Source organism: Actinomadura geliboluensis (genome assembly GCF_005889745.1).
Classification (GTDB): Bacteria; Actinomycetota; Actinomycetes; order Streptosporangiales; family Streptosporangiaceae; genus Spirillospora; species Spirillospora geliboluensis.
Window position 1 is genome coordinate 19,171 of sequence record NZ_VCKZ01000015.1, and the last position, 25,938, is coordinate 45,108.

Consider the following 25,938-nt stretch of genomic DNA (forward strand, 5'->3'; position numbering starts at 1 on the left):
ATCTATAGGACTCCTTTGAATTTATAGTGAGGAGTCCTATAGAGTGTCAACCATGGAACGATCGACAGGCGGTCAAGATGTCGCGGGCAAGACGGTCGACGCCATCGACCGGCTGACCGTCGCGTACCGGGCGTTCAGCCAGCAGGTGGCCGGCGCAGAGGGGCTGAGCCCGCTCCAGCTGCAGGTCCTCACCACGCTCGCGAGCGGCCCGCCGCCCGCCGCACACGTCGACGCCCTGCATCGTGAACTGCAGGTTGCCCAGCCGACGGTCAGCGACGCCGTCAAGTCACTCACCCTGAAGGGGCTGGTGTCACGAGAACGCGATCCGGCCGACCGGCGCAGGCACCGGCTGTCCCTCACCCCGTCCGGCCGCAACACCGCGGACGCCGTCGCCACCCGGCGCGCAGAACTAGTCTCCCTCGTCGACGCACTGCCCGCCGACGCGCGCGCGTCCGTCCTGAACGCGCTCCTGCTGCTCATCGCGCACCTGCACAGCGTCGGTGTCATCACCGTGGCCCGTACCTGCCTGACCTGCCGCTTTCATGAGGCGGTCGACGGAGGCCACTACTGCTCTCTGCTGAACGCGCGACTCGAGCAGGCTGATCTCCGCGTCGACTGCCCCGAGCACGAGCCGCCCGTCCCGGCCTGGCCCCGCTGACCCGTGACCGCATTGTTGCGACGTGACACCTGGCGTCCAATTGCAAAATTGATCTTCTTGGGCTCAAGGGGCGAACCGCCAATGCAGGCACTGGCGCAGGAGGCGCACATGGGTCAGGGCCGCTCACTGCTACCGCGTCGGCATCAACGCCGACGACTTGCCCGTGTATCTGGCGGGCTCCATCTCGCAGGTCTCGCGCGACGACATCATCGAACACGCGATCAACAACTTCCGACAGGCCGACGGGACCTTCGGAGAGCGGCTGGAGGCCGCCGTCAAGGCCCTGCGCGGCTGACATCCAGCGCTCCCGATGGCGGCGGGCCGCTCCGAACTGGAGCACCCGCCGCCATCGGTATGCCGCCCAGGCCGATCAGTTTCTGGCCGGCCAAACCGAGAACGCGGACACCTCCGTGTAGCTCTTGACGAGTTTGACGCCGACGGCGAGGCGAAAGTGCGAATCAAGGCGTCCGTTCAGGGGGACGACCTCCTGAGCGGAGATCACAACGTCGCCCCTGGCGATCAGGTTGGGGACAAGAGTGTGCTGTGGATCCTCTCCGCGACAGGCTGGGACTCCAAGTGCGGAGAGGTGTCAGCAGTGCGGGTCAGGCGGGGCCTGGTCGCCCGGCGCGGCGCCGGGCCAGTAGTGGGCGTCCGAGAGGGGACGGGCGCCGAAGATCGCCTGGCCGACGCGGACGACCGTGGCGCCCTCCTCGACGGCGGTCTCGTAGTCGCCGGACATCCCCATCGACAGCTCTCCCGGGCCGGCGAGCCCGAGGTCGCGGGCCTGGTCGCGGAGGCCGCGCAGCAGGCGGAAGCACTCCCGGACCCGCTCGGTGTCCCGGGTGAAGACGGCCAGCGTCATCAAACCCTGGACGCGCAATGCCCCGTAGTCTGGCAGCCGCTTCAGGAAACCGATCAGCTCGTCCGGCGGCAGGCCGTACTTGGACTCCTCGGCGGACGTGTTCACCTGCACGAAGACGTCCAGGCCCCGGCCGGCGGCCTGGAGCCGGCGGTCCAGGGCCTCGGCGGCGCGCAGGCTGTCGAGGGCCTGGAACTCGGCGGCGAAGGCCGCGACGTCCTTGGCCTTGTTGGTCTGCAGGTGGCCGATCACCGACCAGGACACGTCCAGGTCGGCGAGGTTCCGCCACTTGCGCTTGGCCTCCTGGACCTTGTTCTCGCCGAGGACGCGACAGCCCGCCTCGACGGCCAGGCGGATCCGCTCCTCGGGGACGGTCTTGCTCACCGGCAGCAGCCGCACCTCCGCGCCGCTGCGGCCGGCGCGTTCCGCCGCCGCGTCGATGCGTGCGCGGACCTCGGCGATGTTGCGGGCGAAGTCCGCGACGCTCTCCGCCTGCGGGTACTGGGCTGGACTACTCATCAGGCCTTCCTCTGCTCGATCTCCGCTGGTGCACCGGGGCGCGGCGATGCTTCCACTCCGGCACTCCCACCTCCTGCTCATGGTCCACTACGACCCGGACGCGCCCGGAACGCCCCACCCGCACGCCCCGTGAAGGCCGCGGGGAACCACCAGTTGGCGCGTCCGGTCAGGCGCATGAGGGCCGGCACCACGACGATGCGGATGAGCGTGGCGTCCACGGCGACCGCGACGGCCAAGGCGAAGCCCATCTGCTTGACCTCGACCACATCGGTGATCATGAAGGCGGCGAAGACGACGATCATGATCGCGGCGGCGGCGGTGATGACGCCGGCGGTGTGCACGAGGCCGGCGGTCACCGCGGCCCGGTTGTCGCGGGTGCGGGCCCACTCCTCCTTCATCCGGGAGATGAGGAAGACCTCGTAGTCCATGGACAGGCCGAACAGCACGACGAAGGTGAACAGCGGCAGGTACGCCTGGATGAAGCCCCGGCTGGAGAAGTCGAGCAGAGACTCGCCGGCACCGTCCTGGAAGACCCAGGTGAGCAGGCCGAACGCGGCGCCCACCGACAGCAGGTTCATCACGATCGCGCTGAGCGGGAGCAGCAGGCTGCGGAAGGCGAGCAGGAGCAGCACGAACGACAGGCCGAGCACGGTGCCGAGGACCCACGGCGTGGCGCGGTCGACCTCGTCGACGACGTCGACGGTCTGCGCGGTGAGGCCGCCGACGACGACCTCGGGCCCGCCCGGCGGCGTCGCTTCGGGGACGGCCGTCCCGCGGATCCAGCGGACCAGTTCGATGGCCGCCGGGGAGTCGGCGGCGTCCTCGGCGAACACCGTGAGGACGGCGTCGTTCTCCTGGACGACCTGCGCGACGCGGGGATGCGCGCTCAGCCGCTCACCCAGGCGCTTGAGCCCGGCCCCGTCCGGCGCGGCCGGGCGCTGGGTCGCCACCACCTGGATCGGGGTGGCGGCGCCCGGCGCGAACTTCCCGGAGACGAGCTCGTAGCCGCGTCCGGCCGGGGAGTCGGCGACGGCCGACGCGCCGACGTCGAAGCCCAGCCTCAGCCCGGTCATCGGCGCGGCGGCCAGCAGCAGGACCAGCGTGGCGGCGCCGCCGATGAGCACCGGACGGCGCATGACGAGGTCCGTCCAGCGCCGCCAGAGCGCACCGGTGCCCCCGCCGGCCGCCCGGCGCATCCCGGGGACGGCCAGCCGGTTGATCCGCTCGCCCAGCAGGGCCAGGACGGCGGGCAGCAGGGTGACGGTGATCGCGAGCATCACCGCGACCGCGACCATGACGCCGAGCGCCATGGTGCGGAACACCGGGGCCCGCACCAGCAGCAGCCCGGCCACCGAGATCAGGACGGTCGAGCCGGAGAACAGCACGGCCTTGCCCGCGGTCGCCATGGTCGAGCCGACGGTGTCGGCGATCGGACGGCCGGGGTGCGCGGCGAGTTCGGCGCGCTGGCGGGTGACGGCGAACAGGCAGTAGTCGATGCCGAGCGCCAGCCCGATCATGGTGACGACGGCCTGGACGAACACATCGAAGCTGGTCAGGTAACTGGCCGCGCCGAGCACGCCGAACGCGGTCACCAGCGCCGCGATTCCGGCCAGGAGCGGCAGCCCGGCCGCCACCAGCGAGCCGAACGCGATGATCAGCACCAGCAGCGCGATGGGCAGCCCGATCGACTCGGCGCGGGCCAGGTCGCGGTCCTCCTGCTCTACGACGGCGGCGTTCAGCGGGCTGGAGCCGGTCACGTAGACGGCGACGTCGCCGGTGGCGGCGGCGTCCATCGCGTCCTGGAGCGCGGGGGCGGTCTTCTGCCGCTCGCGCTCGTCGCCCGTCAGCCCGGCGACGGCCAGCGCGGTGCGCCCGTCGGCGGAGATCAGCCCGGCGGCGTCCCCGCCGTCATAGGGGCCCTGGACCCGCGCGACGCCGGGCTGCCGGCGCAGTTCCGCCAGCCCGCGCTCGACCGCACCGCGCACCCGCGGCTCGGTCACCGGTCGGGACGCCGAGTCGAAGACGACCACCAGGTCCTCGGTCACCCCGCCGCCGAACCGCTCGCTCAGCAGCCGCTCGGCGCGCGCCGACTGCGACCCGTCCACCGCCAGCGACGACCCGGTCAGGGTGTCGGTGAAGCGCGGCACCAGCGCCCCGGCAACGCCGAGGACCAGGACCCAGACGGCGATCACCCGCCACGCCCGGCGCCCGCACCATCGGCCCAGGCGGTACAGCGGTGTGCGCTCCAGCGCGCCTTCTCGGGGGGTCGCCACCACGGATCCTCTCTCTAGACTGACTGGTCGGTCGAGTGCACCGTACTGTAAACCGACTGGCCGGTCTAGAGCTAGAGTGAGGGCTCTCCGGAGAGGGAGGACCATGGCCGACACGAACGTCCAGCCGCCGCGCGGCAAGGCCGGGGGCGGCGCGAGCCGCGAGGGCGAACGGCGGCGGCAGATCCTGGCCGCGGCCGGAACGGTGTTCGCCCGGCAGGGCTACCACGGGGCCCGGATGGACGACGTCGTGGCCGAGTCCGGGCTGAGCAAGGGCACCTTGTACTGGTACTTCAAGAGCAAGGAGGAGCTGGCGACGGCGCTGGTGCACCAGATCCTGGACGCCGAGCACGCCGGTCTGTCGGCCGCCGGCGGCCCGGAACGCCCCGCCGCCGAGAGGCTCGAAGAGCTGGCACGAGGGTTCGCGCGCGGCCTCACCGCCGACGCCGACCGGGCGCTCCTGACCCTGGAGCTGCTCACGCTCGCCCAGCGCGTCCCGCAGATCAAGGTGTGCTTCACCGCGCACCACGCGCGTTTCGCCGAGCAGCTGCGCGCCCTGCTCCTGGAGATCGCCGGGGACGGCGAGGACGCCGAGCGCCGGGCCGGTTCCGCCGCCACCGGGCTGGCCGCCCTGGTCGACGGCCTGGTCCTGCACTGGACACTGTCCGACGCGGACTTCGACCTGGAAGCCCGCCTCGTGGACGCGGTCTCGGCCCTGGTCCGCGGCCTGCACTGAGCGGGGCGACACACGTCAGGCGGCCCGACCTCCGCAAACGACCGCGGGCCCGCCGCCCACGTGGCGACGAGCCCGCGACAACAAAACCCTCTCCGATCAGGCGTCCTGACCGGCCTTGTCCCCGCCCTCGGTCACCGCGGGGCGCGCCGCGCGGGTGGGGTCAGGAGTTGGTGGTGATCTGCGGGTCGCCGAGCGGGGGGCCGAAGCCGCGTCCCCAGACGGTCCCGGTGCCGGGGACGGCGACCAGCTGATAGACCCCGCTGATGGCCGGCCCGTACTGCTTGGTCCAGGTCGTGCCGTCGAGGGAGTACACCGAGTACTCGTTGGAGATGCCACCGGCCGCCCACAGCCTTCCGGTCGCGTCCTGGGTGATGGTGCGCGCGAGGAGCCCCGCGGGGACCGGGACCTCCGACCAGCCTCCGGCCGTCCTGCGCCACACGCGGGCGGCGATGTCGTCGAGCGGGTCGAGGTCGGCCAGGGCGTAGAGCCCGGACGGGCCGTTCGCCGCGGCGCGGACGGGCTCGGCGGCCGGAGGATCGACCGTCTCGTAGGCGTCACCCGTCCACAGGGCGTCCGGGGGTAGGGGCGAGGGGTCCCAGCCGGAGCCGTTCCACTTGTAGGCCGTCCCGTCCGACCATGCCGTGGCATAGACGCCGCCGGTGCCCGCCTCGATGTCAGAGACGTGCGGAGGCGGCGCGACCTTCTGGAACGCGGCGCCGTCGAAGCGCGCCATGTAGCCGCCGCCCATCACCCAGACCTCGCCGGGGGCCGCGGCGACCTCGTAGATCGAGCCCTGGCCGGTCCAGCCGTTCAGCGGGTACTCCTTCCAGCCCGACCCGTCCCACCGCCGGACGACCGGGTTGCCGTAGCTGACGGGCAGCGGCAGGCCGGGGATGTAGCCCTGGACGCCGGCGATCCAGACGCTGCCGGGTCCGGCGGCGGCGATGTCCTCGATGCGGTTCTGCCACCACAGGAACGGCAGCGGCACCGAATGCCACGCGGCGGCATGAGCGGTTCCCGGAGTCAACAGGCTGAGGCCGAGGACGGCGGACAGCAGGAGCCCGCCGATGCGCCTTGGGGGGATTCTCATGGACGACCATCATCCTGACCCGACCCATTTTCCGCCAGTGTTCACTGGCATGGACGCCGTCCGGAACCGGCTGCAACGGGGCCGGCCGGTGGCTAGGCGGTCTTGCGGCGGTAGACGAGCATGGCGAGGGCGTACGCGGTGAGGAGGATGCCGGCGCACCAGGCGAGGGCGGTCCAGATGTCGCCGCTGACCGGCTGCTGCGCGAGCAGGGCGCGGATCGTGTCGACGATGGACGTCACCGGCTGGTTGTCGGCGAAGGCGCGCACCGGGGCGGGCATGGTGCCGGTCGGCACGAAGGCCGAGCTGATGAACGGCAGGAAGACGATCGGGTAGGCGGAGGCGCTCGCGCCGTCCATCGTCTTCGCGGTCAGGCCCGCGATGACGGCGACCCAGGTCAGCGTGAGGGTGAACAGGGCCAGGATGCCGGCGACCGCGAGCCACGCCGCCACCCCGGCGCCCGAGCGGAAGCCCATGGCGAGGGCGACGAGCACCACGACCGCGAGCGACGCCATGTTGGCGACCAGCGCGGTCAGCACGTGCGCCCACAGCATGCTCGACCGGGCGGTCGGCATCGACTGGAACCGCTCGAAGATGCCGTTCTTCATGTCCGCGAAGAGGCGGAACGCCGTGTACGAGATGCCCATCGCGACCGTCAGGGGCAGGACGCCGGGCAGCAGGTAGTCCACATACGAGGCGGACCCGGTGTCGATCGCGCCGCCGAAGACGTAGACGAACAGCAGCATGAGGGCGACCGGCATGACGGCGGTCGTGATGACGGTGTCCGGGCTGCGCGCGATGTGGCGCAGGGACCGGCCCAGCAGGACGGTGGTGTCGGCGGCGAAGTGCGCGGCCATCAGCGTTCCTCACTCATCGCGCCGGCGCCGCCGACGACGGCGAAGTAGACGTCGTCGAGGGTCGGCTGCTTCTCGACGTACTCGACCTCGGCGGGCGGGAGCAGCCGCCGCAGCTCGGCGAGGGAGCCGTTCACGATGATCCGGCCCCGGTGCAGGATCGCGATGCGGTCGGCGAGCTGCTCGGCCTCGTCCAGGTACTGCGTCGTGAGCAGGATCGTCGTGCCGCGCCCGGCGAGTTCCCGGACGGTCTGCCACACCTCGGTGCGCGCCTCGGGGTCGAGGCCCGTCGTCGGCTCGTCGAGGAAGATGACCGGCGGGTCGCCGATGAGGCTCATCGCGATGTCGAGGCGGCGGCGCATGCCGCCCGAGTACGTCGCCGCCCTCCGGTCGGCCGCGTCCGCCAGCGCGAAGCGGGCGAGCAGCTCGTCCGCGATCGCGCGCGGGGACTTCAGGTGCCGCAGCCGGGCGACGAGCTCCAGGTTCTCGCGCCCGGTGAGGATCTCGTCCACGGCCGCGAACTGCCCGGTCAGGCTGATGGACTCCCGCACGTCCGCGGCGCGGGCGGCGACGTCGAAGCCGTTGACGCGGGCGGTCCCGGCGTCGGCCTTGAGCAGCGTCGCGAGGATCTTCACGACCGTGGTCTTGCCCGCGCCGTTCGAGCCGAGCAGGGCGAAGACGCCGCCCCGCGCGACGTCGAAGTCGACGCCGCGCAGCACCTTCAGGTCCTTGTAGGACTTCTCCAGGCCCCGCACGTGGATGACCTGGTGCTCGGCCTCCGAAGGCGCCGGAGCCGCCGATGTCGCCGATGTCATTCGCAGAACACCTGCACCTTCGCGTCGGAGTCGTCGACGTCCACGATGAGGTCGTCGAGGTGCTCGATGAGGTCCTCGACGTGCTGGGGCTTGAGCTCGGTGAGGTCGATCGGCACCCCCGACTTGGCCAGCTCGGCGTTGGCCTTGGCGAGCGCCTGCGGCGGGACGAGGGCCGCGATCCGGACCCCGGCGCGCAGCAGTTGCAGCGGGATCCGCACGTTGATCTTGCCGGGGCCGTCGGCTCCGTCGTCCGTCCAGCGCACCATCACCCGCAGGTACTTCGGACGGGCGGCCGGGCGGGCGGCCGGTGGCGGCTCGGCCGTCGGCGGCGCCTCCGGCCGGGCCCGTTCGAGGGCGTTGATCAGCCGCTCGGCCTCGTCCGCGGTGATCTTGCCCTCGGCCAGCATCTGCAGGATCTGGCGGCGTTGCTCGTTCATCGCTGCTCTCTCCTCCGCCTCATCTGATGCTCAGGAGCACGGCCATCGGGCCCTGCTCGTACTCGATCCGGGTGCCGGGCAGCGCCCGCACCAGTTGCCCGACGCCCCGCAGCGCGGCCACCGGCCGCACCCGGAAGACGAGGCACGCGACCAGCCCGCCGATCACGGCGAGCAGCAGCAGCGGCGACAGCACCAGCACGACCGGCACGACGGGGACGTACAGCCGCAGCCGGCGGCCGCCGGTGCGGCGGTACCGCACCGTGACCAGCTGCGGGATCACTGGAGGTCCTCGAGTTCGGCCAGCGCCTCCTGAGCGCTGATCTCCCCGCGCCGCAGGCGGTCGACCACGTCGGCCCCGGTGGGGGGCGGGTCGGTGTCGACGAAGTCGAGGCGCTCGGCGATCCGGTTCAGCCGGGCCTTGACCGTCGGGTAGCTCACCCCGAAGACCCGCTCCATCTCCTTGATCGAGCCGTGCGCCCGGACGAACGCGGCGACGAACACCTGGTCGTCCACGCTGAGCTGGGCGAGCTGCGGCGGCTCGAACTGCCCCTCGACCACGACGCCGCTGCCGGCGAGGCGGACCCGCTCGACCACGAACGGCCGCCCGTGGGTCAGGTCCGTCAGTTCCTGCCACTCCACTCTCGGCCCCCTCACTCTCGACGCCATGACCGCTGTCCACTTTGTATCTTGATTATCTTAAGCAGTCAACGCGAGAACCTTGATTTTTCGAACCTGACCTTCAAGGATCTAGAGTCTATAGAGCGGACACGTCACCAAACCGGACGACTAGTCCGCGCATGCCACATCACCCGAGCGCGGTGATCCGCTCCCGGGTGGTGGTGTGAGGGAAGGGGTTGCTCAGGGCGCGAAGGCGCGGAGGGTGACGTCCACGAGGGCGTCGGCGTACTCGGCGGTGAGCGGGCCGGAGCGGTGCAGCCAGCGCTGGAAGAGCGGGGCGTACAGCACTTCGAGGACGAGGTCGAGGTCGGCGTCCCGGTGCAGCTGGCCCGCCCGCTGGGCACTGCGCAGCCGTTCCTTCTTGGCCTCGTCAATGGGGCCGGCGAGCTTCTCGCGGTACAGGGCGGCGAGGGCGGGGTCGTCGGCGATCTGCGTGTTGAGCGCTCTGAGCGGCGCCTCGAACGCCGGGTCGGCGAACTCGGCGGCGGTCGCCCGCATGACGGTCTTGAGGTCGGCTTCGAGGTCGCCGGTGTCGGGCAGCCGGACGCCGTCGGCGCCCTCGCTGAGCGCGAGGAACGCGTCGAAGATCACCGCGCCCTTGGACGGCCACCAGCGGTAGATGGTCTGCTTGCCGACTCCGGCGCGCGCGGCGATCGCCTCGATCGACATCTTGGCGTACCCCACCTCGGCGACCAGCTCGCGCGCGGCGGCGAGGACGGCCCGGCGGGAGCGCTCGCTGCGCCGGGCGGGGTTCGGCTTTCCGGTGGCGGCCACGGCCCGGAGCCTAGCATCCGGCGAGACGAGACGGTCCGTCTTGACAGAACGGCGGCCGGCGCTCATCCTGAATGTCACGAGACGGACCGTCTCGTCTCAGCACCGGCGAACGGGAGGTGGGGCCCTCTGCGCACCCATGCTCAACTGGCCCTCGACCAGGTCACCAAGCGCTACGGCACGCGCGTCGTCCTCGACCGGGTGTCGCTCAGCGTCAAGCCCGGGGAGCGGCTGGGCGTGATCGGCGACAACGGGTCGGGCAAGTCGACGCTGCTCAAGCTGATGGCGGGCGCCGAGCGTCCGGACAACGGCGAGCTCGTGGTCGCCGCGCCCGGCGGCACCGGGTACCTGCCGCAGTCGCTCGAACTGCCGTCCCATGCCACGGTCGCCGACGCCGTCGATCTCGCGCTGGCCGACCTGCGCGAGCTGGAGGCGCGGATGCGGGCGGCCGAGCGCGGTCTCGGCGGGGACGGCGCGGAGCTGGACTCCTACGCGCAGGCGGTGGCGGAGTTCGAGGCGCGGGGCGGCTACGAGGCCGACACGCGCGTGGAGGTCGCGCTGCACGGCCTCGGCCTGCCGGGGCTCGACCGGGACCGCAGGCTCGGGACGCTCTCGGGCGGCGAGCGGTCCCGGCTCGCCCTCGCCGGCGCGCTGGCGTCCGCCCCGGAGCTGCTGCTTCTCGACGAGCCGACCAACGACCTGGACGACCGGGCCACGGCCTGGCTGGAGCAGCGGCTGCGCACCCACCGGGGCACGGTCGTGGTGATCACGCACGACCGGATGTTCCTGGACCGGGTCACCACCGCCATCGTCGAGGTGGCCGACGGGCAGGTGCGCCGCTACGGCGACGGATACGCCGGTTACCTCGCGGCCAAGGCCGCCGAACGGGCGGCGCAGGCACGTGCCCACGAGGAGTGGCGGACGGAGCTGGACAGGCACGCCACCCTGGTCACGGCCAACGCCGGCCGACTGGCAGCGATCCCCCGCAAGATGGCCAAGGCGGGCATGGGCACGGGAGCCTGGCGGGCGCGCTCGCGCACGCACGGGGCGGCGGGCCGCATCCGGCAGTCGCAGCAGCGGCTGCGCTGGCTCCACGACCACCCGGCCCCGCCGCCTCCAGAGCCGCTGCGCTTCAGCGGCGTCCCCGCCACCGCGGGCGTCGCCGCAGGTGACGAGGTCGCGGCGCTCGACGGCGTGGTGGTGGCGGGACGGCTCCGCCTGGCGTCCTTGACCGTCCGCGCAGGAGAGCGGCTGCTCGTCACCGGCCCCAATGGAGCGGGCAAGACGACGCTGATGCGCGTGCTCGCCGGAGAGCTGCGGCCGGACGCGGGCGAGGTGCGGCGAACCGGCCGGGTCGGCTTCTTCCGGCAGGACACACCGGACATCGACCCGCGAACCGCTGACATGACCGTCCTGCGGGCTTATGCACTGGGACGTCCGGGAAGCCTGGACGAGCACGCGGACGCGCTGCTCGCCCTCGGCCTGTTCCAGCCGTCCGACCTGGGCCTGCGCCTGCGCGAGCTGTCCTACGGCCAGCGGCGCCGGATCGAGCTGGCGCGGCTGATGAGCGAGCCCGTCGACCTGCTCCTGCTGGACGAGCCGACCAACCATCTGTCACCGGTGCTGGCGGAGCAGTTGGAGGAAGCGCTGGCGTTCTATGCGGGGGCGCTGGTGGTGGTCACGCACGACCGGCGGCTGCGGGCCTCGTTCACCGGGTCCCGTCTCGAACTGCCCGAAGGCTCGGCCCGGTAGCGGTCGCCTCCAGCAGTTGCCGGGTCTCGGGGTGGCGGGCGGCATCGAGGCCGTCCGCCGGGAGGTCTTCGACGATCCGGCCGTCGCCGAGGACGACGACCCGGTCGGCGACGCGGCGGGCGACGCGCAGGTCATGGGTGACCAGGACGATGGTCAGCCCGTGGTCGCGGCGCAGGTCGTCCAGCAGGCGCAGGATGCGTTCCTGGGTGAGGACGTCCAGGCCGCTGGTGGGCTCGTCGGCGAGGAGGACGCGCGGCTCCTGCGCGAGCGCTCGGGCGATGCCCACCCGCTGGCGTTCGCCGCCCGACAGCGTCGCGGGGCGGCGCGCGGCCACGGCGGGGTCGAGACCGACACGGCGGAGCAGCTCGTCACGGAACGGGCCGGCTTCGGCGATGACCTGGCGGACGGTGTGGCGGGGGTCGAAGGAGGCGAGCGGGTCCTGGAAGATCAGCCCGGTCCGGTGCCTGACGGCTCGCCGGTCGCGGGCGCGCATGGCCCAGACGTCCCGGCCGTCGCGCAGGACGGTGCCCTGGGCCGGACGGTCGAGCGCGGCGAGGGCCCCGATGAGAGTGGATTTGCCGGATCCGCTCCGGCCGACGACCGCGACCGCCTCCCCCGGCCGGACGTCCAGGTCGACCGCGTCCAAGGCGAGGGTCGTGCGGCGCCGGGACCGCAGCACCCGCCGCACTCCCTGAACGGCGAGACCCTCCCCGGTAGGGGACGTGGGCTCCACCTTCGCCAGCGAGCCCGGCGGTTCCGCCATCGCCGCCACCAGATCCCGGGCGAGGTCGCTGGACGGGTCGGTCAGGATCCGCCGGGCGGGGCCGTGCTCGACGATGCGGCCGTCCCGCATGACGGCGATGTCGTCGGCCCAGCGGGCGGCGGCGGCCAGGTCGTGGGTGATCAGCAGGATGGCGCGGCCCGCGGCCTCGGCGCGGACCAGGTCGAGCACCGTCGCCTGCGTGACGGGGTCGAGTGCGGTGGTGACCTCGTCGGCGATGAGGACGGGCGGCTCGTGCACCGTCGCGAGCGCGAGCGCCACGCGCTGCGCCTGCCCGCCCGACAGTTCGAAGGGGTGCGCGGCGGCCAGCGCCGGATCGAGGCCGAAGCGGGACAGCGCAGCGGCCGGGTCTCCGGTGCGGTGCGTCCTGATGGTCTCGGCGAGGTGCCGCCCGACGGTGACGGTCGGGTTCAGCGAGGCCAGGGCGTCCTGGAAGGCGTAGCCGACGTCCCGGCCGAGGACCGGCGGCCGCCCGTCCACCAGGACGGTGCCGCCGTGCGGTTGCAGGCCGGCGACGGCGCGGGCGGTGAGGGTCTTGCCGCTGCCGCTCGGGCCGACCAGCGCGAGGACGCGTCCGGCGGGGACGGCGAGGTCGACGCCGTGCACGACCCGGCGTCCGGGGACGTCGACGGTCAGGCCGGTGACGGTGAGTCCGGGATCTCCGGTCACCACGTTCTCCCTTCGGACGGGCCGGAGATCGCGCCCGCGACCACGTTGACCGCGATGATCGTGGCGACCACGGCGGCGGCGGGGATCGCGACCGTGTACCACTCGCCGGTGAGCAGGTGGGACTGGGCCTCGGTGAGCAGGTTGCCCCAGCTCGGCCGGTTGGGCGGGACCCCGAGGCCGAGGAAGCTGAGCGTGGACTCGGTCAGGATCGCGTGCCCGACCTCGAACGCGGCGATGGACGCGACCGGCGGCAGCGCGCCCGGCAGCAGGTGCCGCCGCATGACCTGCCAGCGGGACAGCCCGAGCGCGTAGGCGGCCCGGATGTAGAGGCGCTCGCGGCGGCTGCGCAGCTCGGCGCGGACGATCAGGGCGACCGGCATCCAGCTCGTCACCGCGATCGCCGCGATGACCAGCCCGAGGGACGGCCCGGCGACGGCGGCGAGCGCGAGCACGACGACCAGCAGCGGCAGCGCCAGCAGGATGTCGGCGGTGCGGGCGATCAGGCCGTCCAGCCAGCGCGGCGCGACGGCGGCCAGCCCGCCGACCAGCATCCCGAACCCGACCGTGATGGCGGCCGCGCTCAGCCCGACCAGCAGCGACGTGCGGGCGCCGTAGAGCATGCGGGTCCACAGGTCGCGGCCGAGCAGGTCGGTGCCGAGCGGGTGCCCGGACGAGCCGGGCGGCAGCGAGGTCGCCGAGGTGTCGGTGGCGACCGGGTCGAGGGAGGTGAACAGCGGCGCGAACGCGGCGAGGAGCCCGAAGACGGCGAGCACGGCGGCGGCCGCCGCCAGCGCCGGGCGGCGGGGCCGCGTCCGGACGGCCATCAGCCCCCGCACGCGGCCGGGCGCGGGCTGCTTGGGCGCGGGCTGCTTCAGGGAGTCAGACGGCATCGGTCAGCCCCGTCCGGACGCGCGGGTCGAGCGCCGCGACGATCAGTTCGGCGACGAGGTTGGCCGCGATCACGATCAGCCCGGTGACCAGGACGATGGCGATGAGCAGCGGGTAGTCCTGGGCGCGGGCGGCGCTGATGGCCTCGCGTCCCATCCCGGGCCAAGAGAAGATCACCTCGGTGGCGTAGACGCCGGCGATGAGCGTCCCGACGCCGACGCCGAGCCGGGCGGTGAACGGCACCAGTCCGGGCCGCATCAGGTGCCGCGCGACCACGGTGCGGCGGGGCAGCCCCCGGACGCGGGCGTTCTCCACGTGCGGCGCGTCCTTCAGCCGCCCGACGCCGTTCTCCACCAGCCGCACGTAGATGCCGAAGTGGTGGCCGAACGCCAGCGCGCACGCGGGCAGCACCAGATGGGCGAGGAGCCCGTACGCGGTGACGTCCTCGCCCGGGCGGCTCACTCCCCCGGACGGCATCAGATGGGTCGCCGCCGCGAACACGTACAGCAGCAGGAGCGCGATGACGAACCCGGGCATGCCGCCCATGACGAACAGGAGCAGGTCGATGCCGCGGCGCAGCCACGCGCGCCGCGTGAGCGCCGCGACCAGCCCGACCGCGAGGGCTGCGGTGAAGCTCAGCAGGACGGACGCGGCCGTGAGCAGCAGCGTCCACGGGACGGTGTCGCCGAGCGTCTCGGTGACGGGCCGTCCCGACATGTAGGACGTGCCGAGGTCGCCGCGCAGGGCGTCCGACGCCCAGCGCCAGTACCGGACGGGCGGCGGGTCGTCCAACCCCATCTCGGCGCGCAGTTCGGCGACCGCGGCGGGGGCCGGTGGGCGTCCGCCCGAGCGCGCCTCCAGCACCGAGGCGGCCGGGTCGCCGGGCGCGGCGGCCAGCAGCCCGAAGCACACCATCGACAGGGCGACGACGACCAGCGCCGCCGTCGCCGCCCGTCCGATCAGACGCAGCGCCATCTAGTTGTAGCGCCAGGTCTCGGCGTTCCAGAAGAACCCGTAGCCGTGGTGGCCGAGCGTGCGCTGGGCGGGTCCGGTGAGGTTCTTCGGGACGGCGTTGATGGTCTTGAGGTAGGAGATCCACACGAACGGGGGGTCGTCCTGCAGTGCCTTCTGGAACGCGGTGTAGGCGGCCTTGCGCTTCGCCGGGTCGAGTGTGGAGCGGCCCTCTTCGAGGGCCTTGTCCGCGGCGGGGTTGCTGTAGGTGCCGTAGTTGGAGCCGCCCTTGGCCAGTGCCTGGGACGAAGCGAACACCCCGTAGACCGAGGAGTCCGGGTCGTAGGGCGTCCCCCAGCCGACCACCATGCCCTGCAGGTCGCCCCAGTGCTTGCGCACCCAGTCACGCGGGCGCGGGCGCGGGTCGACGTCGAAGCCCTGCTTCCTGAGCTGGGTGGCGGACACGTTCAGGATGGCGACGCGCAGCGAGTCCTCGGCGAAGGTGGTCAGCTCGAAGTTGACCGTCTTGCCGACCTTCGCCCACATGCCCTGCCCGTTCTTGGCGTATCCGGCCTCCTCCATCAGGGCGGACACCTTGGCGGGGTCGAAGGTGAACCCGGGCGCGGCGGCGTACGGGCCGGCGTCGAGCGGGCCCTTGGCCGGCGTCCCGTATCCGAGGACGACGCTCTTCGTGATGGCGTCGCGGTCGACGGCGTAGTTCATCGCCGTGCGGATCCGGCGGTCGGCGAACACCGGGTCCTTCATGTTGAACATCAGCGCCCGGTAGTCGGCGGTCGGGTAGACCTCCAGCCGGTGCCCGCCGGCCTTGCCCGCCTGCTGCGGCGCGAGGTGGGCGGCGTCCACCTCGCCGTTCTTCAGCTGGATCAAGCGGGCGGAGTCGTCCGGGACGTACTTGACGACGATCTTCTTCAGTCCCGGCGCGCCCTCGTAGTACCCGTCGAAGGCGGTCAGCTCGGCGTACTGGCCCGGCTTATAGGTCGTGAGCCTGAACGGGCCTGTGCCCACCGGCCGTCGTCCGAAGTCGGGGTCGGTGAGCTTCTTGCCCTGGAGCAGGTGCTCGGGCAGCATCCCCGTCGACAGCGCGTCCAGCATGGGCGCGAACGGCTCGTCCAGCTTCAGCCGGACGGTGGCCGGGTCCGGCGTCTCGACCGCCGTGACCATGGAGAAGTTCCGCGACAGCGGGGAGTCGGCGCCCGCGCCCTTGATCGCCTCGATGGTGAACTTGACGTCGCCGGACGTGAACGGCTTGCCGTCCTGCCAGGTGGTGCCCGGACGCAGGGCGAAGGTGTAGGTCTTGCCGTCCGGCGCCACCTCCCACGACTTCGCCAGCCCCGGCACGACCTTGTTGTCCTTGTCGTGCCGGGTCAGCCCGCGGAAGACCAGTTCGGTCACCGGGTCGGTGTGCTCGTCCTGCAGCCCGGGGTTGAACGTCTCGGGCTCGTCGCCGACCGCGTACGTCAGGGCGCCGTCCGCACCGGCGGCGGGCTCGCCGCCCTGGCCGCACGCCGACGCGGCCGAGGCCGCCACAACAAGAGCCATCAAGGCAAGAACCGGACGTTTCACCATGATCGACATTATTGCAAATAATATGCAGGAGCAAAGTCACCGCATCTGAGTGACCGAGATCACCCGCAGCCCGGGCGGGGTCACCCGCCCGTCGGCCGCCGCTGGTCGCGTTCGGCGCGCCACTGGTCCACCACGGCTGGCAGCTCGCGGAACATGAAGCCGTAGAAGTCGCGCATCTCCGTCAGCCGGCGGGCGGCGGGGCTGTCGGCGCCGGCGGCGGCGATGCCCTGGCTACATCGGCGGCGAGCCGCTCAAGAACGGCCTCCAGTACGCCGACGCGGGCGTCCTGGCCGCCGCGACCGCCGTCCTGCTCGGCCTGGGGGCCTGGCGCTTCGTCCGCCGCGACCTCGGCCGCTGACTCCTGGGCCCGGGCCCGGCACGTCCCCCGCCGGACCCGGGCGCCGGCCATTACGTCCGCGCGGCGGCCCGGCGCGAACGGGCCAGCGCGAGCCCGCCGAGGCAGGCGGCGACCGCGCCCACGATCATGGCCACATAGCCCCCGCCCAGCCCGTTGCCGGTGCCGAGGCCCCCGTCGGCCGTGGCCACGACCGTCCCGCCGAGCACCACCGCGACCAGCCCCGCGGCAAGGGCCGCACTGGCGCCGCGGCGGCTCCGGGAGCGGGCCAGCGTGAACCCGCCGACGACCGCACCGGCCAACCCCAGCACAGCGGCCACCATGGCCCCGACGCGTCCGACGCTCAGGTCGTAGGCGTCGGCGGCGACCGGCTGGACCTCGGCGTGCGCCGCCGCCGGTGCGGCGAGCACGACCATCCCCAGCAGCACGGCGCCGGACACCGCGAGCGAACGCCGGGCCGCCATCGGGACTCCTGAAGGGCGCATGTCCGTCTCCTCTTTCGTGCCGGTTCGAACACTCCCGATGATGTCGCCGGAACACGGCCCGGATCGTCCACCGAAAGCAGGCACTCGCCACTGCCGCCACTGCCGCATGCGCCTGCTGCGAACGCGGCAGATCCTCCGGAACTACCACGTCCGCAGCAGCCGACCGGACAGGCTCACTTCACTGGACGGCCGTCGAGCACGCGGGCGGCGAAGGCGTCGACGGCGTTGATGACGGCGTGGAAGCGCAGCGAGTCGAAGAGGTCGAAGGCGTGCTGCCCGCCGGGCAACTCGGCATGGAAGACCGGCTCGCCGGAGACGGCGCGCAGCCGCTCGGCGAAGCGCCGGGCGTCCTCGACCGAGGCGATGGTGTCGCGGTCGCCGTGGACGATGAAGAACGGCGGCGCGTCCGGCCGAACGCGGTCGATCGGCGAAGCCTGCGGATCCGTGTAGTAGGGCCCGTAGTACCCGCCCATACCGATGACCGCCGCCACGGAGGTATCGACCTGCTCGAAACCAGGCTGGAAACCGGGCTCCCCGGCAGTCAACGCGGCCATGGCGGACAGATGGGCACCGGCCGAACTGCCCGCAAGGACGATCCGCTCGGGATCGGCGCCATAGGACGGCCCGTGCTCGCGAACCCAGGCGATCAGCCTCTTGGCGTCCACCAGGTGGTCGCGGAAGTCCGCCGCCTCGGGAAGGAGCCGGTAGTTGGCGCTGATGCACACCCATCCCTGCTCGGCCAGGTGGCGCAGCAGCGGCAACGCCTGGCTGTTCTTGTGCCCGCTCTTGTAGCCGCCTCCGTGCAGGTGGATCAGCACGGGCGCCCCAGTGGGCCGTGCACGGTGGCGGTAAAGGTCGAGCAGGTTGCGCTTCCCAGCCGGGCCGTACGAGAGGTTGGGAATCCGTTCCACAGCACGGTGACGGCGGAGGAAGGGACTGAACAGGACGCGTCCGTACGACGGAAGACGACCCGCGACGGGCACCGACCCCATGGCCTCTTGGACGACCGGCAGCGCCCGGCGCCCGCGCCACGCGATCAGCCCCAGGCCCGCCACGGTCACGACCACCGCACCCATGACAACCGGCGAGTTCAGGTCGCCTTGGACGAAGCAGAGCACCGTGGCGGCCAGCACCCAGGCCAACGCCGCGAACGGCAGCTCGTTGACGGCCACCCCGAGGAAGAAGGCGACCATGGCCAGCGGCCGGGGCCGGCGCGGCGCGGCCAGCGCGAAGCATGTGGGGACGACGGCGAGGGCCAGCGTGGTCAGGAATCCGTAAGGCATGGTGGCCAGCCTGGCTTCACCACGCAGACCGCCACATCCGGCGCGCGGCCGGACTCCCCCCTCCGCCAGGCGAGGCCACCCCCGACTTTGGTAGGTGGTGGCGAGGGCATGTCACATCCCAGGCAGCCACTTCGTCGAATGGACGAAACCACACGCCAGAGGGGACGAGCAGCGATGCCCACGCAACGCGAACTGGACGAAGCCGAGCTCAAGCAGCACATCGACAAGATCATCGAAGGTCTCCGTGCCAAGGACCTCGACACCCTGGAGAAGCTCTACACCCCCGACGTCGTCTCCTTCGACATCGAACCGCCGCTGCAACATGTGGGCGTGGCGGAGAAGCTGAAGAACTGGTCGAACGTGTTCGCCGTCTTCCAGGACGTCGACTACGAGTTCCGCGACCTGGCCCTCACCGTCGGCGACACCGTCGCCTTCGGCCACGGCTTCGGCCGCCTCAGCGGCACCCTGAAAGACGGCACGGCAACGAACGGCATGTGGGTACGCGCCACGTTCTGCTTCCAGAAGATCAACGGCACCTGGCTGATCGCCCACGACCAGGTCTCCGTCCCCTTCGACATCCCGACCGGCAAGGGCCTGACCGACCTCACTCCCTGACGAGCGGACGCATTCCGTTGCCTCTATCAGGCGCTGAAGGACTCGGGGCCGAAGCGCCCCCAGGCCACGAAGGCGGCCATGGCGAGGTAGACGACGTTCAGCGCGACGAATTTGTACTGTTCGTAGCGGGCGTGAGTGATCACGGCGCCGATCATGAGCAGGATCCAGCAGACGGCGGTCACCGGCACCATGACCGGTGCGATGTCGAGCACGGCCGGGAGTGTCAGGCCGGCTGCCGCTGCTATCTCCAGGGCCCCGAGAGTTCGGACGAACCCGGTGCTCGCGTGCATCGTCCATCCCCCACCGGACTTCTCACCCAAGTCGTCCAGTTTTGCCTTGTTCATGAACGCTTTGGTGAGACCACCGGAGAGGGCGACGGCGGCAAGGAGCCCGGCAACGATCCAGAGGGCGGGGTTCACGAGTTTCTCCTTAAGCCATTCTCTGCTTTGCCAAAGTCATTTCCGATTCCCTCCTGAACCAGGATCTGGTTTCCGCATTCGACACAAGACACCCGCAACTCGGTTTCTGTGACACCCCGGAGACATGACGTGCATCACAGATGCGTCCGACACTGGGCAGGGGCCGGACCGACATATCCCGTGCGATTGATCGCCGCCCCGCATCCTTGAGCCACTTGAACTTCTTCCGGCCTGGCACTGAAGGGCGAGGATGGCTCGGACGATCGCGGTCAGGCACAACGGTCAGCGGCGGGTCGCGCGGTGCCGGAGGGCGCGGAGGGCCAGCGGGACGGCCACCAGGGTCGCCGCCGCCACGGCGGCGACGGTCCCGCCCCACCTGCGGCGGCGGCACGGAGGTTCGGGCGGCGGCTCAGGTGCGCGGCGGTCTTCCTCGTCCAGGATCCGGCGGAAGCGGCACCCACCTGGTCGACCTCACCGACCCCGCCGACGCCGCACCCGCCTTCGGCCAAACCGCCACCCGCGCCATACGCAGCAGGGCAACTGCCGGATTGTTCGCCTCCAGCAGGGAGCGGTCGGCGAGTGAGAGCGCACCGGTCAGGCCGAGTTCTGGGACGGCGTACGCCCCCACCGGCAAGGGCCTGGGCGACCTCACCCCCTGACACCCACTCAAGGCGCATAAGGAACCACCCGATACCTCGTAAGAGACGACCGTTTCTCACCTGGCGCGTCTCTAGGTATCCGTACTCAGGCGCGTCGACCTTCCCACGTGTTTAATCGAGTCACCATCGCCTCGCATACTCCGAAGGAGACGACCGATGGCCACGCGGGAAGAGTACGAGTCCGCGCTACGTGGGATCGTCATGCTTGCCGACGCGCATGGAGGTGCCCTTAACAAAGGATTCCGGATCATAGGCGACGATGCCCTGATCGGGTCACATGGGGTCGAACTGGAACGGGCGATGGTGGATCGCGACCGGTCCGTCCGCCAGGCGTTATCCCGCGCATTCGATCAGGTCAAGTGGCTGTCCGAGAAGGATTTGAAGGGCCCCTTGCCGGTGGCGGCGCCCCGGCTGGGGGCACCGCCCGTCGGCAACGCCAAGGCGCGCGCGGGCGTGGCCGGCGGTGACGTACGCCTGCTCGACGAGCTGCACGCCGAGTTCGGTCGGGCAGGACGTTCATGGCGTGAGGCCGCCACCCGCCTGGACCGGATCCTTGTTCAGGTGGGAGCCGGCCGCACCACTGCTCGTACGCTGGATACAGCGGGTGAGTGGCTGATATCGCAGCAGCCCGACCTGCTTCGCAGGCGCGCCGACCTCATAAGGTCCGACCAGGTTGGGCTGAACATCGGCATGCTGACCGACGCAGTGACGCAGAGTGCTCGGCTGGCCGTCCTCACCGCGCAACTCCAGCAGGCCGACCCGAGATTGGCCGCTGAACTCCAGAGGGCAGGCGTCGATCTCTCCAATGATCCCCCCTCAAGGGGATCCGCGCGCGACTGCGGATTGGTGGAAATCCCTGACCGATCAGCAGCATGAGCCTTACATTAGGGCGTTTCCTCAGGTGATCGGCTGGTTGGACGGGCCGCCCGCCCCTGATCGAGATCGCGCCAACCGCCTCGTTCTGACCAGACGCATCGACGAACTGCAAGCCAGGTCTCTCCTGGTCGCACAATTGAGTTCTTACGAGAAGCGCGACCTGGCCCGTCTTCTGAAACTGCGGCAGCGAATCGACGCGCTGGACGGCCTGGCGGCGGCCAAGCGAGGACCCGAAGTCTTCCTGCTCGGTCTCGACACCACTACCGCCGGCCCCTGGGACGGCTACGGCCCCAAACCCGATCCGTTCCGCAGCGTGCCGGGCGGCGAAAAAATCCCGCCGGACATGAGAAAGTTCGTCAGCAATTCTTCACCAGGGCCCGACGGGCGGATCATCCTCGCACTCGGCAATCCGGACAAAGCAACGCACACCGGAGTTTACGTTCCGGGCACCACAACGAAACTGGACACCCTCACCGGAGGGGATATCGACCGGATCAAAAATCTCTGGAGTACCACACAACGGTTCTCCCGAGGTCAACCAGTATCGACGATCGCATGGCTGGGATATGACGCCCCGGATTCCTTTACCGATGCGGCGTCCGGAAAGTACGCGGAGCGGGGAGGCCCCGCCCTCGATCAGTTCGTCAACGGTGTCCGAGCCGCACAGGGTGAGGGGCATCGGCATCTGACCATGGTCGGACACAGTTACGGCAGCACGGTCATCGGCGAGGCGGCCCGCGTCGGCAACGGCCTCAATGTGGACGACATCGTTGTCGCGGGCAGCCCCGGGATGCGAGTGCCCAACGCACAGGAATTGCACATGGACCCGCGCCGCGTGTGGTCCGAACTGGCCGCCGGCGACCCCGTGGCCGATCTCGGCCGGAGTTCGCACGGCGGCTACTCGCGAGGCACCTACGGAACATTCCCCATCGTGCCATCGGATGAGAGTTTCGGGGCCCAGCGGCTCGTCACCGACACCCGGGGCCACAGTGACTACTGGGCGTCCGACCCTGTCAACGGGCCAACGCTCAGCCTGCTCAACCAAGCCAAGGTGGTGGCGGGGACGCCGCTCGACCAGGACCCTGGTAACGATCCCCAGATCCGTTTCTGACGGGCGCCTGTCGAGAAGGGAGAGAGTGGCGTGCGACGCTGCACTGTAGTCGCGGTAGTGCTCTTGGCTGGGGTTTCTGTCAGCTGCGGCGTGGGGAGAGGAGGACGCGGCGTGGACGAGGTGCCGGGTAACGATGAACTGCCGGTCGCACATCCGCGGATGGTCGCGGGCAAGGTCGATGGGATGGCCGGGCAGATCAAGGAGGGGCTCGGCCTTGGCGGTCCGGTCGAGAGCAAGACGGGCGGCATCAATCCACTGCCTTGCGGAAATGGGGCGGATCGCGAGGAGGTCCGGAGGACGGATCCTCCGGACACCAATCCCTACTTGCAACCTTGGTTCGTGGACTACAGCCCCTTCATGATGACGGTGAACACGTGGGTGAGCGTGCGCAGCGAGGCCGAGGCCACGGCGGCGTTGACCCGGCTCAGCGAGCGTCTTTCGGGCACGGGCTGGCGGATCACGGCGTTCAACCGGCCGGCGGGCGGGACGTGGCAGTTGCGCGTCGCGGCGCCCGAGAAGGGATACGGGGCCGTGCTCGAAGCGCCCATCGCCGGTGAAGGGACTGAGCAGCGCATTGGGCTTGACGTCTCGTCACCGTGTTTCCGGCATCCCGATGAGGAGCGTGCTTAGCCGAGGTAGCCGGTCGTGACGAGTTGGCGGACGCGCCTCCCGCGCCTCACGAACGTGCGGGACGTAGAAGGCGCGACGAAGGCCCCGCCCCACCTGCGGCGGCGGCGCGGAGGCTCGGACGGGGTTCAGGTGCACGGCGGTATTCCTCGTCCAGGATCCGGTGGAAGCGGTGCATCCTTTTGTTCTGGGGCATGGCGAGACGCAGCCCGCGGGCTGCGCGCCAGTAGGCGCGGCCTGGGCGTGCGCTGAACATCTCCCGCGACACGGCGCGCAGGCGTGCCTCCTCGCGGGCGATCCCGGTGTCGTGGGCCTGGAGGGCGAGGGTGGCGACCATGCCGATCAGCGCGAGGACGGCCAGTAGAGCGGAGGCCGCGCCGTAGGTCTGGCCGATGAAGCTCAGCGTTCCCAACGGGTGGTCGGCCCGTCGAACGCACGCAGGAACCAGGGGGACGCGCCGATGACACCAAGACCACCAGCACGCCGAAGGTGATGCTGAGCGTCCTCGCCGCGACGGCCGGGGCGGGGTGAGGGCATTCCTGGACGCTGACTCAGACCGCCGGGGCCGGCAGGGGGGCGACCCCTCGTGCGAAGAAGTCCAGAAAAGGTTCGCCACGTTCGTAGAGGTCCTTGATCTCGGAGGCCACCGCGGCGATGACGTTCGGGTCGTTGATCCGGCGCGCTCCGCAAGGCGTCCAGTCGGACTCGTACTGGACCTCGTAGAGGACGCGATCTCCGACGACCACCCACCTCGGGCAACTGGGCGCGGGTTTCGAGCGAGGCGACCTGGTCGGACGTGAGGACGGTCAACCCGAAACCTCCGTCGGCGAGGAGTTTCAGCGCGTGCACTTCCCACTGGCGGTAGGGGCCGACCGGAAGTTCGGCCACGCGGACGCGGCGGATCTCCAACCCTTGGGCGGCGTTCTTGCGGGCCTCAGCGCGGGTGGCGTCGCGGTCTTTCTCAAGGAGGTCGAGGGCGCCCTGCCAGTCCCCCGTCATGAACGCCTGCCAACTGGCATCGCGCGGCTCACGGAAGATTCGGGAGGGTTCGAGCTTACAGAGCACCCCGTGCCACAATGCCCTCATATGGATCCCGTAGCGATTGTTGAAGATCCCCCATCTCGGGGCGGCACGCCGGATTGCTTACCAGCAGCGAGCCACGGGGAGCGTCATGAAGTCGACTGACCGGAATGCCCGGCACCGCGTTCCTCGGTTCTGCGAGCAGTGCACGGACGAGACCATTGCGTGGCCCGCTCCGGGCACGGCGACAGTCAACGGGTTCGGCACCACCCTCTTCGGCGAGGCCGACCCCTGCCCGCGGTGCGGTTCGGTCGTCAAGCGGTTGTATTTCTGCGTCCTGTGGATTCCCATCTGGCCGATGGCAGCTCGTTTCCGCGTCATCACCCTCAAGCGTTCCATGACCGGCGAAGCCACGCGTTACATCGGTCGCCGGTTCCCGTTCAGCGCCGATGACCCATACGGCCTGAACACCAGGGACGGCTGGTTCGCGGCGCAATACAAGGCCCAGGCGGACGCCGTGACAGAGGCGGAGGAGGCCGCAAAATCCCGGCCCGAACCACCGTCTCAGCTGGCCGATCACCCCGAACTGCACGGCGAGCGCTATCAGCAGGCCGAAAGCTACTGGGAATCCGGCATGGCCGACCGCGCTCTTCCGCTGTATGAGGAGGTACTGGCTGCGCATGAGGCGGCGCTGCCCGCCGACGACATCGCGACGCTCCAACTGCGCCAGCGGATGGCGGAGGTGTATCTAGAGGTCGGATGGCAGGCGGCGGCGCTGGCTATGGCCCAGCAGACGACCCGCCATTTCGTCCGGCTGCTTGGCCCGGACCATCCGTACACCCGGCGGGCGCTCGACGACTGTCTCGTCGCGCGAGAGCAACTCGACGGACCGGGCCGCGCCGAGATCAAGGCGCTCAAGGCGGAGCTGACCGATGTGGAACGCAAGTTCGGGCCAGACCACCCGAGAGCCCTGCGCACGGCGTGCGCCCTCGGCTCGGCCCGGTTGATCGGCAACCGTGTGGTCCAGGCACTGCACGGGCTGGAGGAAACACTGGGGCGGTCCGAGCGGTCGCTTGGCGCCGATCATCCCGACACCGAATACGTGCGGCAGGAGCTGGCCACGGCGTGCGAATTCGCGGAACAAGGCGGCAAGCGGGACGAGGTAAAGGCAGCGGCGCAGGCTCGGACACGCCTACAGCGCCCTGATGCCCCGGAAAACGCTGATGGCGATGCGTAAGCGTACCCAACGTCACTCCGGTACGCCCCGTACAGCACGATTCAGCCACCGGCTAACAGCCGAATGTCGAAGCTGAATTCGCTCGACGGGACCGGGCCGCCGACGCACGGCAAAAGCACCCCACGCAGAGCTCCCAACGCGCGAGCGAGATCCGCGCGATAATCCGCATACCCGAGGCTTTCCCCTGGAACGCCACGGACGCCGTCAAGCATCGCGAATATCCGGCTCGACCGCGGAGAGCATGCGCCCGGAAATGACGACAAGGCGCTCGTCCGACCCTATGGTGACGCCGTATGGGAGGCACGGTCGGCGTAGGCGTCGGTGGCGTCGCGGCCGATGACGGCGATGTCGCCATTGTCCAGTTCCCAAATCTCGGGGCAATCGCCTGTAGTGCGACTGTCCCCCACCTCGGCAGCCCGTTTGCCCAGCCTTCTCTGGAAGCCCGCACTGTGTTGGGCTTCCCACGGCCTTGTCGTAGCCTCTCCACTCCAGGTTGAGGGCACAGTAGGTGATTCTCGCACCGAGTTCCGAGGGGATGAACTGCTACCGCAAGCTGGACTAGAGGTTACTAACGGGCGCGGCAATGGCAGGAGGTTCGTGGGGAAAGAGCGCGGGCGGTAATCATGGTGCGGCGTGCAGGTGACTGCCCGAGGCGGCGGCCAGGTGGCGAGCCGGACCGGTCGCTCGGGTGGCGGGCCTGAGGCGGAGGGAACGACGGGACCTGAGGTGATACTTGAGAGGAACCGTGCCCATCGACCGATGCGGACCGTCGTGCACACACCGGGCCGAGGCGGCGTCCCGGTCGGAGGGCGTCCCATCCACTCGTCACATGCCACGGCCGAACCATGGCCGGGACCGGCCCGGGCTGGACGCACCTCCCGCATCACCAACGCACGAGACACAACAGGCGCGACGAACCACATCGGACTGGGGTCGGGG

The 25,938-nt window shown here is 70.8% G+C and carries 27 protein-coding genes and 1 pseudogene; 9 read left to right on the top strand and 19 right to left on the bottom strand.

All coding sequences use genetic code 11. The features are described from left to right. Positions 1-52 precede the first annotated feature (52 nt). Both ETD96_RS04215 and ETD96_RS47460 read left to right on the top strand, forming a co-directional pair. Positions 53-658: a MarR family winged helix-turn-helix transcriptional regulator gene (locus ETD96_RS04215; RefSeq protein WP_138634330.1), complete on the top strand. Its 606-nt coding sequence runs from the start codon at positions 53-55 to the stop codon at positions 656-658. 163 nt (positions 659-821) lie between these two features. Further along, positions 822-953: a hypothetical protein gene (locus ETD96_RS47460; protein WP_274704588.1), complete on the top strand. Its 132-nt coding sequence runs from the start codon at positions 822-824 to the stop codon at positions 951-953. Positions 954-1,247: 294 nt separating this feature from the next. Here the strand turns inward: ETD96_RS47460 and ETD96_RS04225 are convergent, their stop codons facing one another. Together ETD96_RS04225 and ETD96_RS04230 are read right to left on the bottom strand one after the other, a co-directional pair. Then, complete coding sequence (locus ETD96_RS04225) at positions 1,248-2,036, bottom strand: YggS family pyridoxal phosphate-dependent enzyme (RefSeq protein ID WP_138634334.1); 789 nt, start codon at positions 2,034-2,036, stop codon at positions 1,248-1,250. Positions 2,037-2,113: 77 nt separating this feature from the next. Then, a complete protein-coding gene (locus ETD96_RS04230; RefSeq protein ID WP_171068849.1) occupies positions 2,114-4,309 on the bottom strand; it encodes an MMPL family transporter in 2,196 nt (731 codons plus the stop codon). A gap of 103 nt (positions 4,310-4,412) precedes the next feature. Between ETD96_RS04230 and ETD96_RS04235 the strand changes: the two genes are divergently transcribed. Then, entirely contained in the window at positions 4,413-5,042 is a 630-nt protein-coding gene (locus tag ETD96_RS04235; RefSeq protein ID WP_138634340.1) for a TetR/AcrR family transcriptional regulator, read from the top strand. A 160-nt stretch (positions 5,043-5,202) separates the two neighbouring features. Here ETD96_RS04235 and ETD96_RS04240 read toward each other — a convergent pair whose 3' ends face one another. The 7 genes from ETD96_RS04240 to ETD96_RS04270 form a co-directional block, all read right to left on the bottom strand. After that, positions 5,203-6,132, bottom strand: coding sequence for a hypothetical protein (locus ETD96_RS04240; RefSeq protein WP_138634343.1), 930 nt, complete (start codon positions 6,130-6,132; stop codon positions 5,203-5,205). A 92-nt stretch (positions 6,133-6,224) separates the two neighbouring features. Then, positions 6,225-6,986, bottom strand: a complete 762-nt coding sequence (locus tag ETD96_RS04245; protein WP_138634346.1) for an ABC transporter permease — start codon at positions 6,984-6,986, stop codon at positions 6,225-6,227. Beyond that, complete coding sequence (locus tag ETD96_RS04250; RefSeq protein ID WP_138634349.1) at positions 6,986-7,798, bottom strand: ABC transporter ATP-binding protein; 813 nt, start codon at positions 7,796-7,798, stop codon at positions 6,986-6,988. Before ETD96_RS04250 ends, ETD96_RS04245 begins: the two co-directional genes overlap by 1 nt. Further along, positions 7,795-8,235 (bottom strand): SHOCT-like domain-containing protein, encoded by a 441-nt coding sequence (locus ETD96_RS04255; protein ID WP_138634352.1) that lies wholly within the window; start codon positions 8,233-8,235, stop codon positions 7,795-7,797. Before ETD96_RS04255 ends, ETD96_RS04250 begins: the two co-directional genes overlap by 4 nt. A 19-nt stretch (positions 8,236-8,254) precedes the next feature. Further along, a complete protein-coding gene (locus tag ETD96_RS04260) occupies positions 8,255-8,515 on the bottom strand; it encodes a hypothetical protein (RefSeq protein WP_138634355.1) in 261 nt (86 codons plus the stop codon). Next, entirely contained in the window at positions 8,512-8,874 is a 363-nt protein-coding gene (locus ETD96_RS04265; protein ID WP_138634358.1) for a DUF2089 domain-containing protein, read from the bottom strand. Before ETD96_RS04265 ends, ETD96_RS04260 begins: the two co-directional genes overlap by 4 nt. A gap of 219 nt (positions 8,875-9,093) precedes the next feature. Continuing rightward, positions 9,094-9,687 carry a TetR/AcrR family transcriptional regulator gene (locus ETD96_RS04270; RefSeq protein ID WP_240807205.1) on the bottom strand — a complete coding sequence of 198 codons (594 nt, stop codon included), beginning with the start codon at positions 9,685-9,687 and terminating at the stop codon, positions 9,094-9,096. Between the two features lie 126 nt (positions 9,688-9,813). On the opposite strand from ETD96_RS04270, the gene ETD96_RS04275 reads away from it, so the two are divergent. Further along, positions 9,814-11,436, top strand: a complete 1,623-nt coding sequence (locus tag ETD96_RS04275) for a TlrC/CarA/OleB/SrmB family ABC-F type ribosomal protection protein (RefSeq protein ID WP_138634404.1) — start codon at positions 9,814-9,816, stop codon at positions 11,434-11,436. Here the strand turns inward: ETD96_RS04275 and ETD96_RS04280 are convergent. The 6 genes from ETD96_RS04280 to ETD96_RS47465 all read right to left on the bottom strand — a co-directional run bounded on the left by ETD96_RS04280 (position 11,393) and on the right by ETD96_RS47465 (position 18,435). Next, positions 11,393-12,886 (bottom strand): ABC transporter ATP-binding protein, encoded by a 1,494-nt coding sequence (locus ETD96_RS04280; protein WP_171068850.1) that lies wholly within the window; start codon positions 12,884-12,886, stop codon positions 11,393-11,395. The genes ETD96_RS04275 and ETD96_RS04280 overlap by 44 nt on opposite strands. Continuing rightward, positions 12,883-13,776 carry an ABC transporter permease gene (locus tag ETD96_RS04285; RefSeq protein WP_240807197.1) on the bottom strand — a complete coding sequence of 298 codons (894 nt, stop codon included), beginning with the start codon at positions 13,774-13,776 and terminating at the stop codon, positions 12,883-12,885. The genes ETD96_RS04280 and ETD96_RS04285 overlap by 4 nt, the downstream gene beginning before the upstream one ends. Beyond that, positions 13,766-14,749: an ABC transporter permease gene (locus ETD96_RS04290; RefSeq protein ID WP_138634364.1), complete on the bottom strand. Its 984-nt coding sequence runs from the start codon at positions 14,747-14,749 to the stop codon at positions 13,766-13,768. Before ETD96_RS04290 ends, ETD96_RS04285 begins: the two co-directional genes overlap by 11 nt. Next, positions 14,750-16,285: an ABC transporter substrate-binding protein gene (locus tag ETD96_RS04295; RefSeq protein WP_138634367.1), complete on the bottom strand. Its 1,536-nt coding sequence runs from the start codon at positions 16,283-16,285 to the stop codon at positions 14,750-14,752. It abuts the gene before it with no gap. Between the two features lie 435 nt (positions 16,286-16,720). Further along, positions 16,721-17,152 (bottom strand): DUF6223 family protein, encoded by a 432-nt coding sequence (locus ETD96_RS04305; RefSeq protein ID WP_240807199.1) that lies wholly within the window; start codon positions 17,150-17,152, stop codon positions 16,721-16,723. A 173-nt stretch (positions 17,153-17,325) separates the two neighbouring features. After that, on the bottom strand, positions 17,326-18,435 hold the full coding sequence (locus ETD96_RS47465) for an alpha/beta hydrolase (RefSeq protein ID WP_138634370.1): 1,110 nt from the start codon (positions 18,433-18,435) through the stop codon (positions 17,326-17,328). A 174-nt stretch (positions 18,436-18,609) separates the two neighbouring features. Here ETD96_RS47465 and ETD96_RS04315 point away from each other — a divergent pair, with 174 nt between their 5' ends. After that, positions 18,610-19,050 carry a YybH family protein gene (locus ETD96_RS04315; RefSeq protein ID WP_138634373.1) on the top strand — a complete coding sequence of 147 codons (441 nt, stop codon included), beginning with the start codon at positions 18,610-18,612 and terminating at the stop codon, positions 19,048-19,050. 26 nt (positions 19,051-19,076) lie between these two features. Here the strand turns inward: ETD96_RS04315 and ETD96_RS04320 are convergent, their stop codons facing one another. Next, the gene (locus tag ETD96_RS04320) at positions 19,077-19,469 is read right to left on the bottom strand and encodes a DoxX family protein (RefSeq protein WP_138634376.1); all 393 of its coding nucleotides are present in this window, start codon (positions 19,467-19,469) and stop codon (positions 19,077-19,079) included. Positions 19,470-20,284: 815 nt separating this feature from the next. Here ETD96_RS04320 and ETD96_RS04325 point away from each other — a divergent pair. The 3 genes from ETD96_RS04325 (at position 20,285) to ETD96_RS04335 (ending at position 22,745) form a co-directional block, all read left to right on the top strand. After that, positions 20,285-21,004, top strand: coding sequence for a hypothetical protein (locus ETD96_RS04325; protein WP_138634379.1), 720 nt, complete (start codon positions 20,285-20,287; stop codon positions 21,002-21,004). Between the two features lie 25 nt (positions 21,005-21,029). Next, positions 21,030-22,115: an alpha/beta hydrolase gene (locus ETD96_RS04330; protein ID WP_171068851.1), complete on the top strand. Its 1,086-nt coding sequence runs from the start codon at positions 21,030-21,032 to the stop codon at positions 22,113-22,115. A 111-nt stretch (positions 22,116-22,226) separates the two neighbouring features. Then, a complete protein-coding gene (locus ETD96_RS04335; protein ID WP_138634384.1) occupies positions 22,227-22,745 on the top strand; it encodes a hypothetical protein in 519 nt (172 codons plus the stop codon). A gap of 46 nt (positions 22,746-22,791) precedes the next feature. Here ETD96_RS04335 and ETD96_RS04340 read toward each other — a convergent pair whose 3' ends face one another. From ETD96_RS04340 to ETD96_RS48045, 3 genes and pseudogenes are all read right to left on the bottom strand, one after another. Next, on the bottom strand, positions 22,792-23,154 hold the full coding sequence (locus tag ETD96_RS04340; protein WP_138634387.1) for a DUF6082 family protein: 363 nt from the start codon (positions 23,152-23,154) through the stop codon (positions 22,792-22,794). A 139-nt stretch (positions 23,155-23,293) separates the two neighbouring features. Beyond that, the gene (locus tag ETD96_RS04345) at positions 23,294-23,488 is read right to left on the bottom strand and encodes a DUF6879 family protein (RefSeq protein WP_138634389.1); all 195 of its coding nucleotides are present in this window, start codon (positions 23,486-23,488) and stop codon (positions 23,294-23,296) included. Between the two features lie 40 nt (positions 23,489-23,528). Next, a pseudogene (locus ETD96_RS48045) lies at positions 23,529-23,828 on the bottom strand (DUF6879 family protein); the annotation flags it as partial. An 85-nt stretch (positions 23,829-23,913) separates the two neighbouring features. Between ETD96_RS48045 and ETD96_RS04350 the strand changes: the two are divergent. Beyond that, on the top strand, positions 23,914-24,999 hold the full coding sequence (locus ETD96_RS04350; protein ID WP_138634392.1) for a tetratricopeptide repeat protein: 1,086 nt from the start codon (positions 23,914-23,916) through the stop codon (positions 24,997-24,999). Positions 25,000-25,938 lie beyond the last annotated feature (939 nt).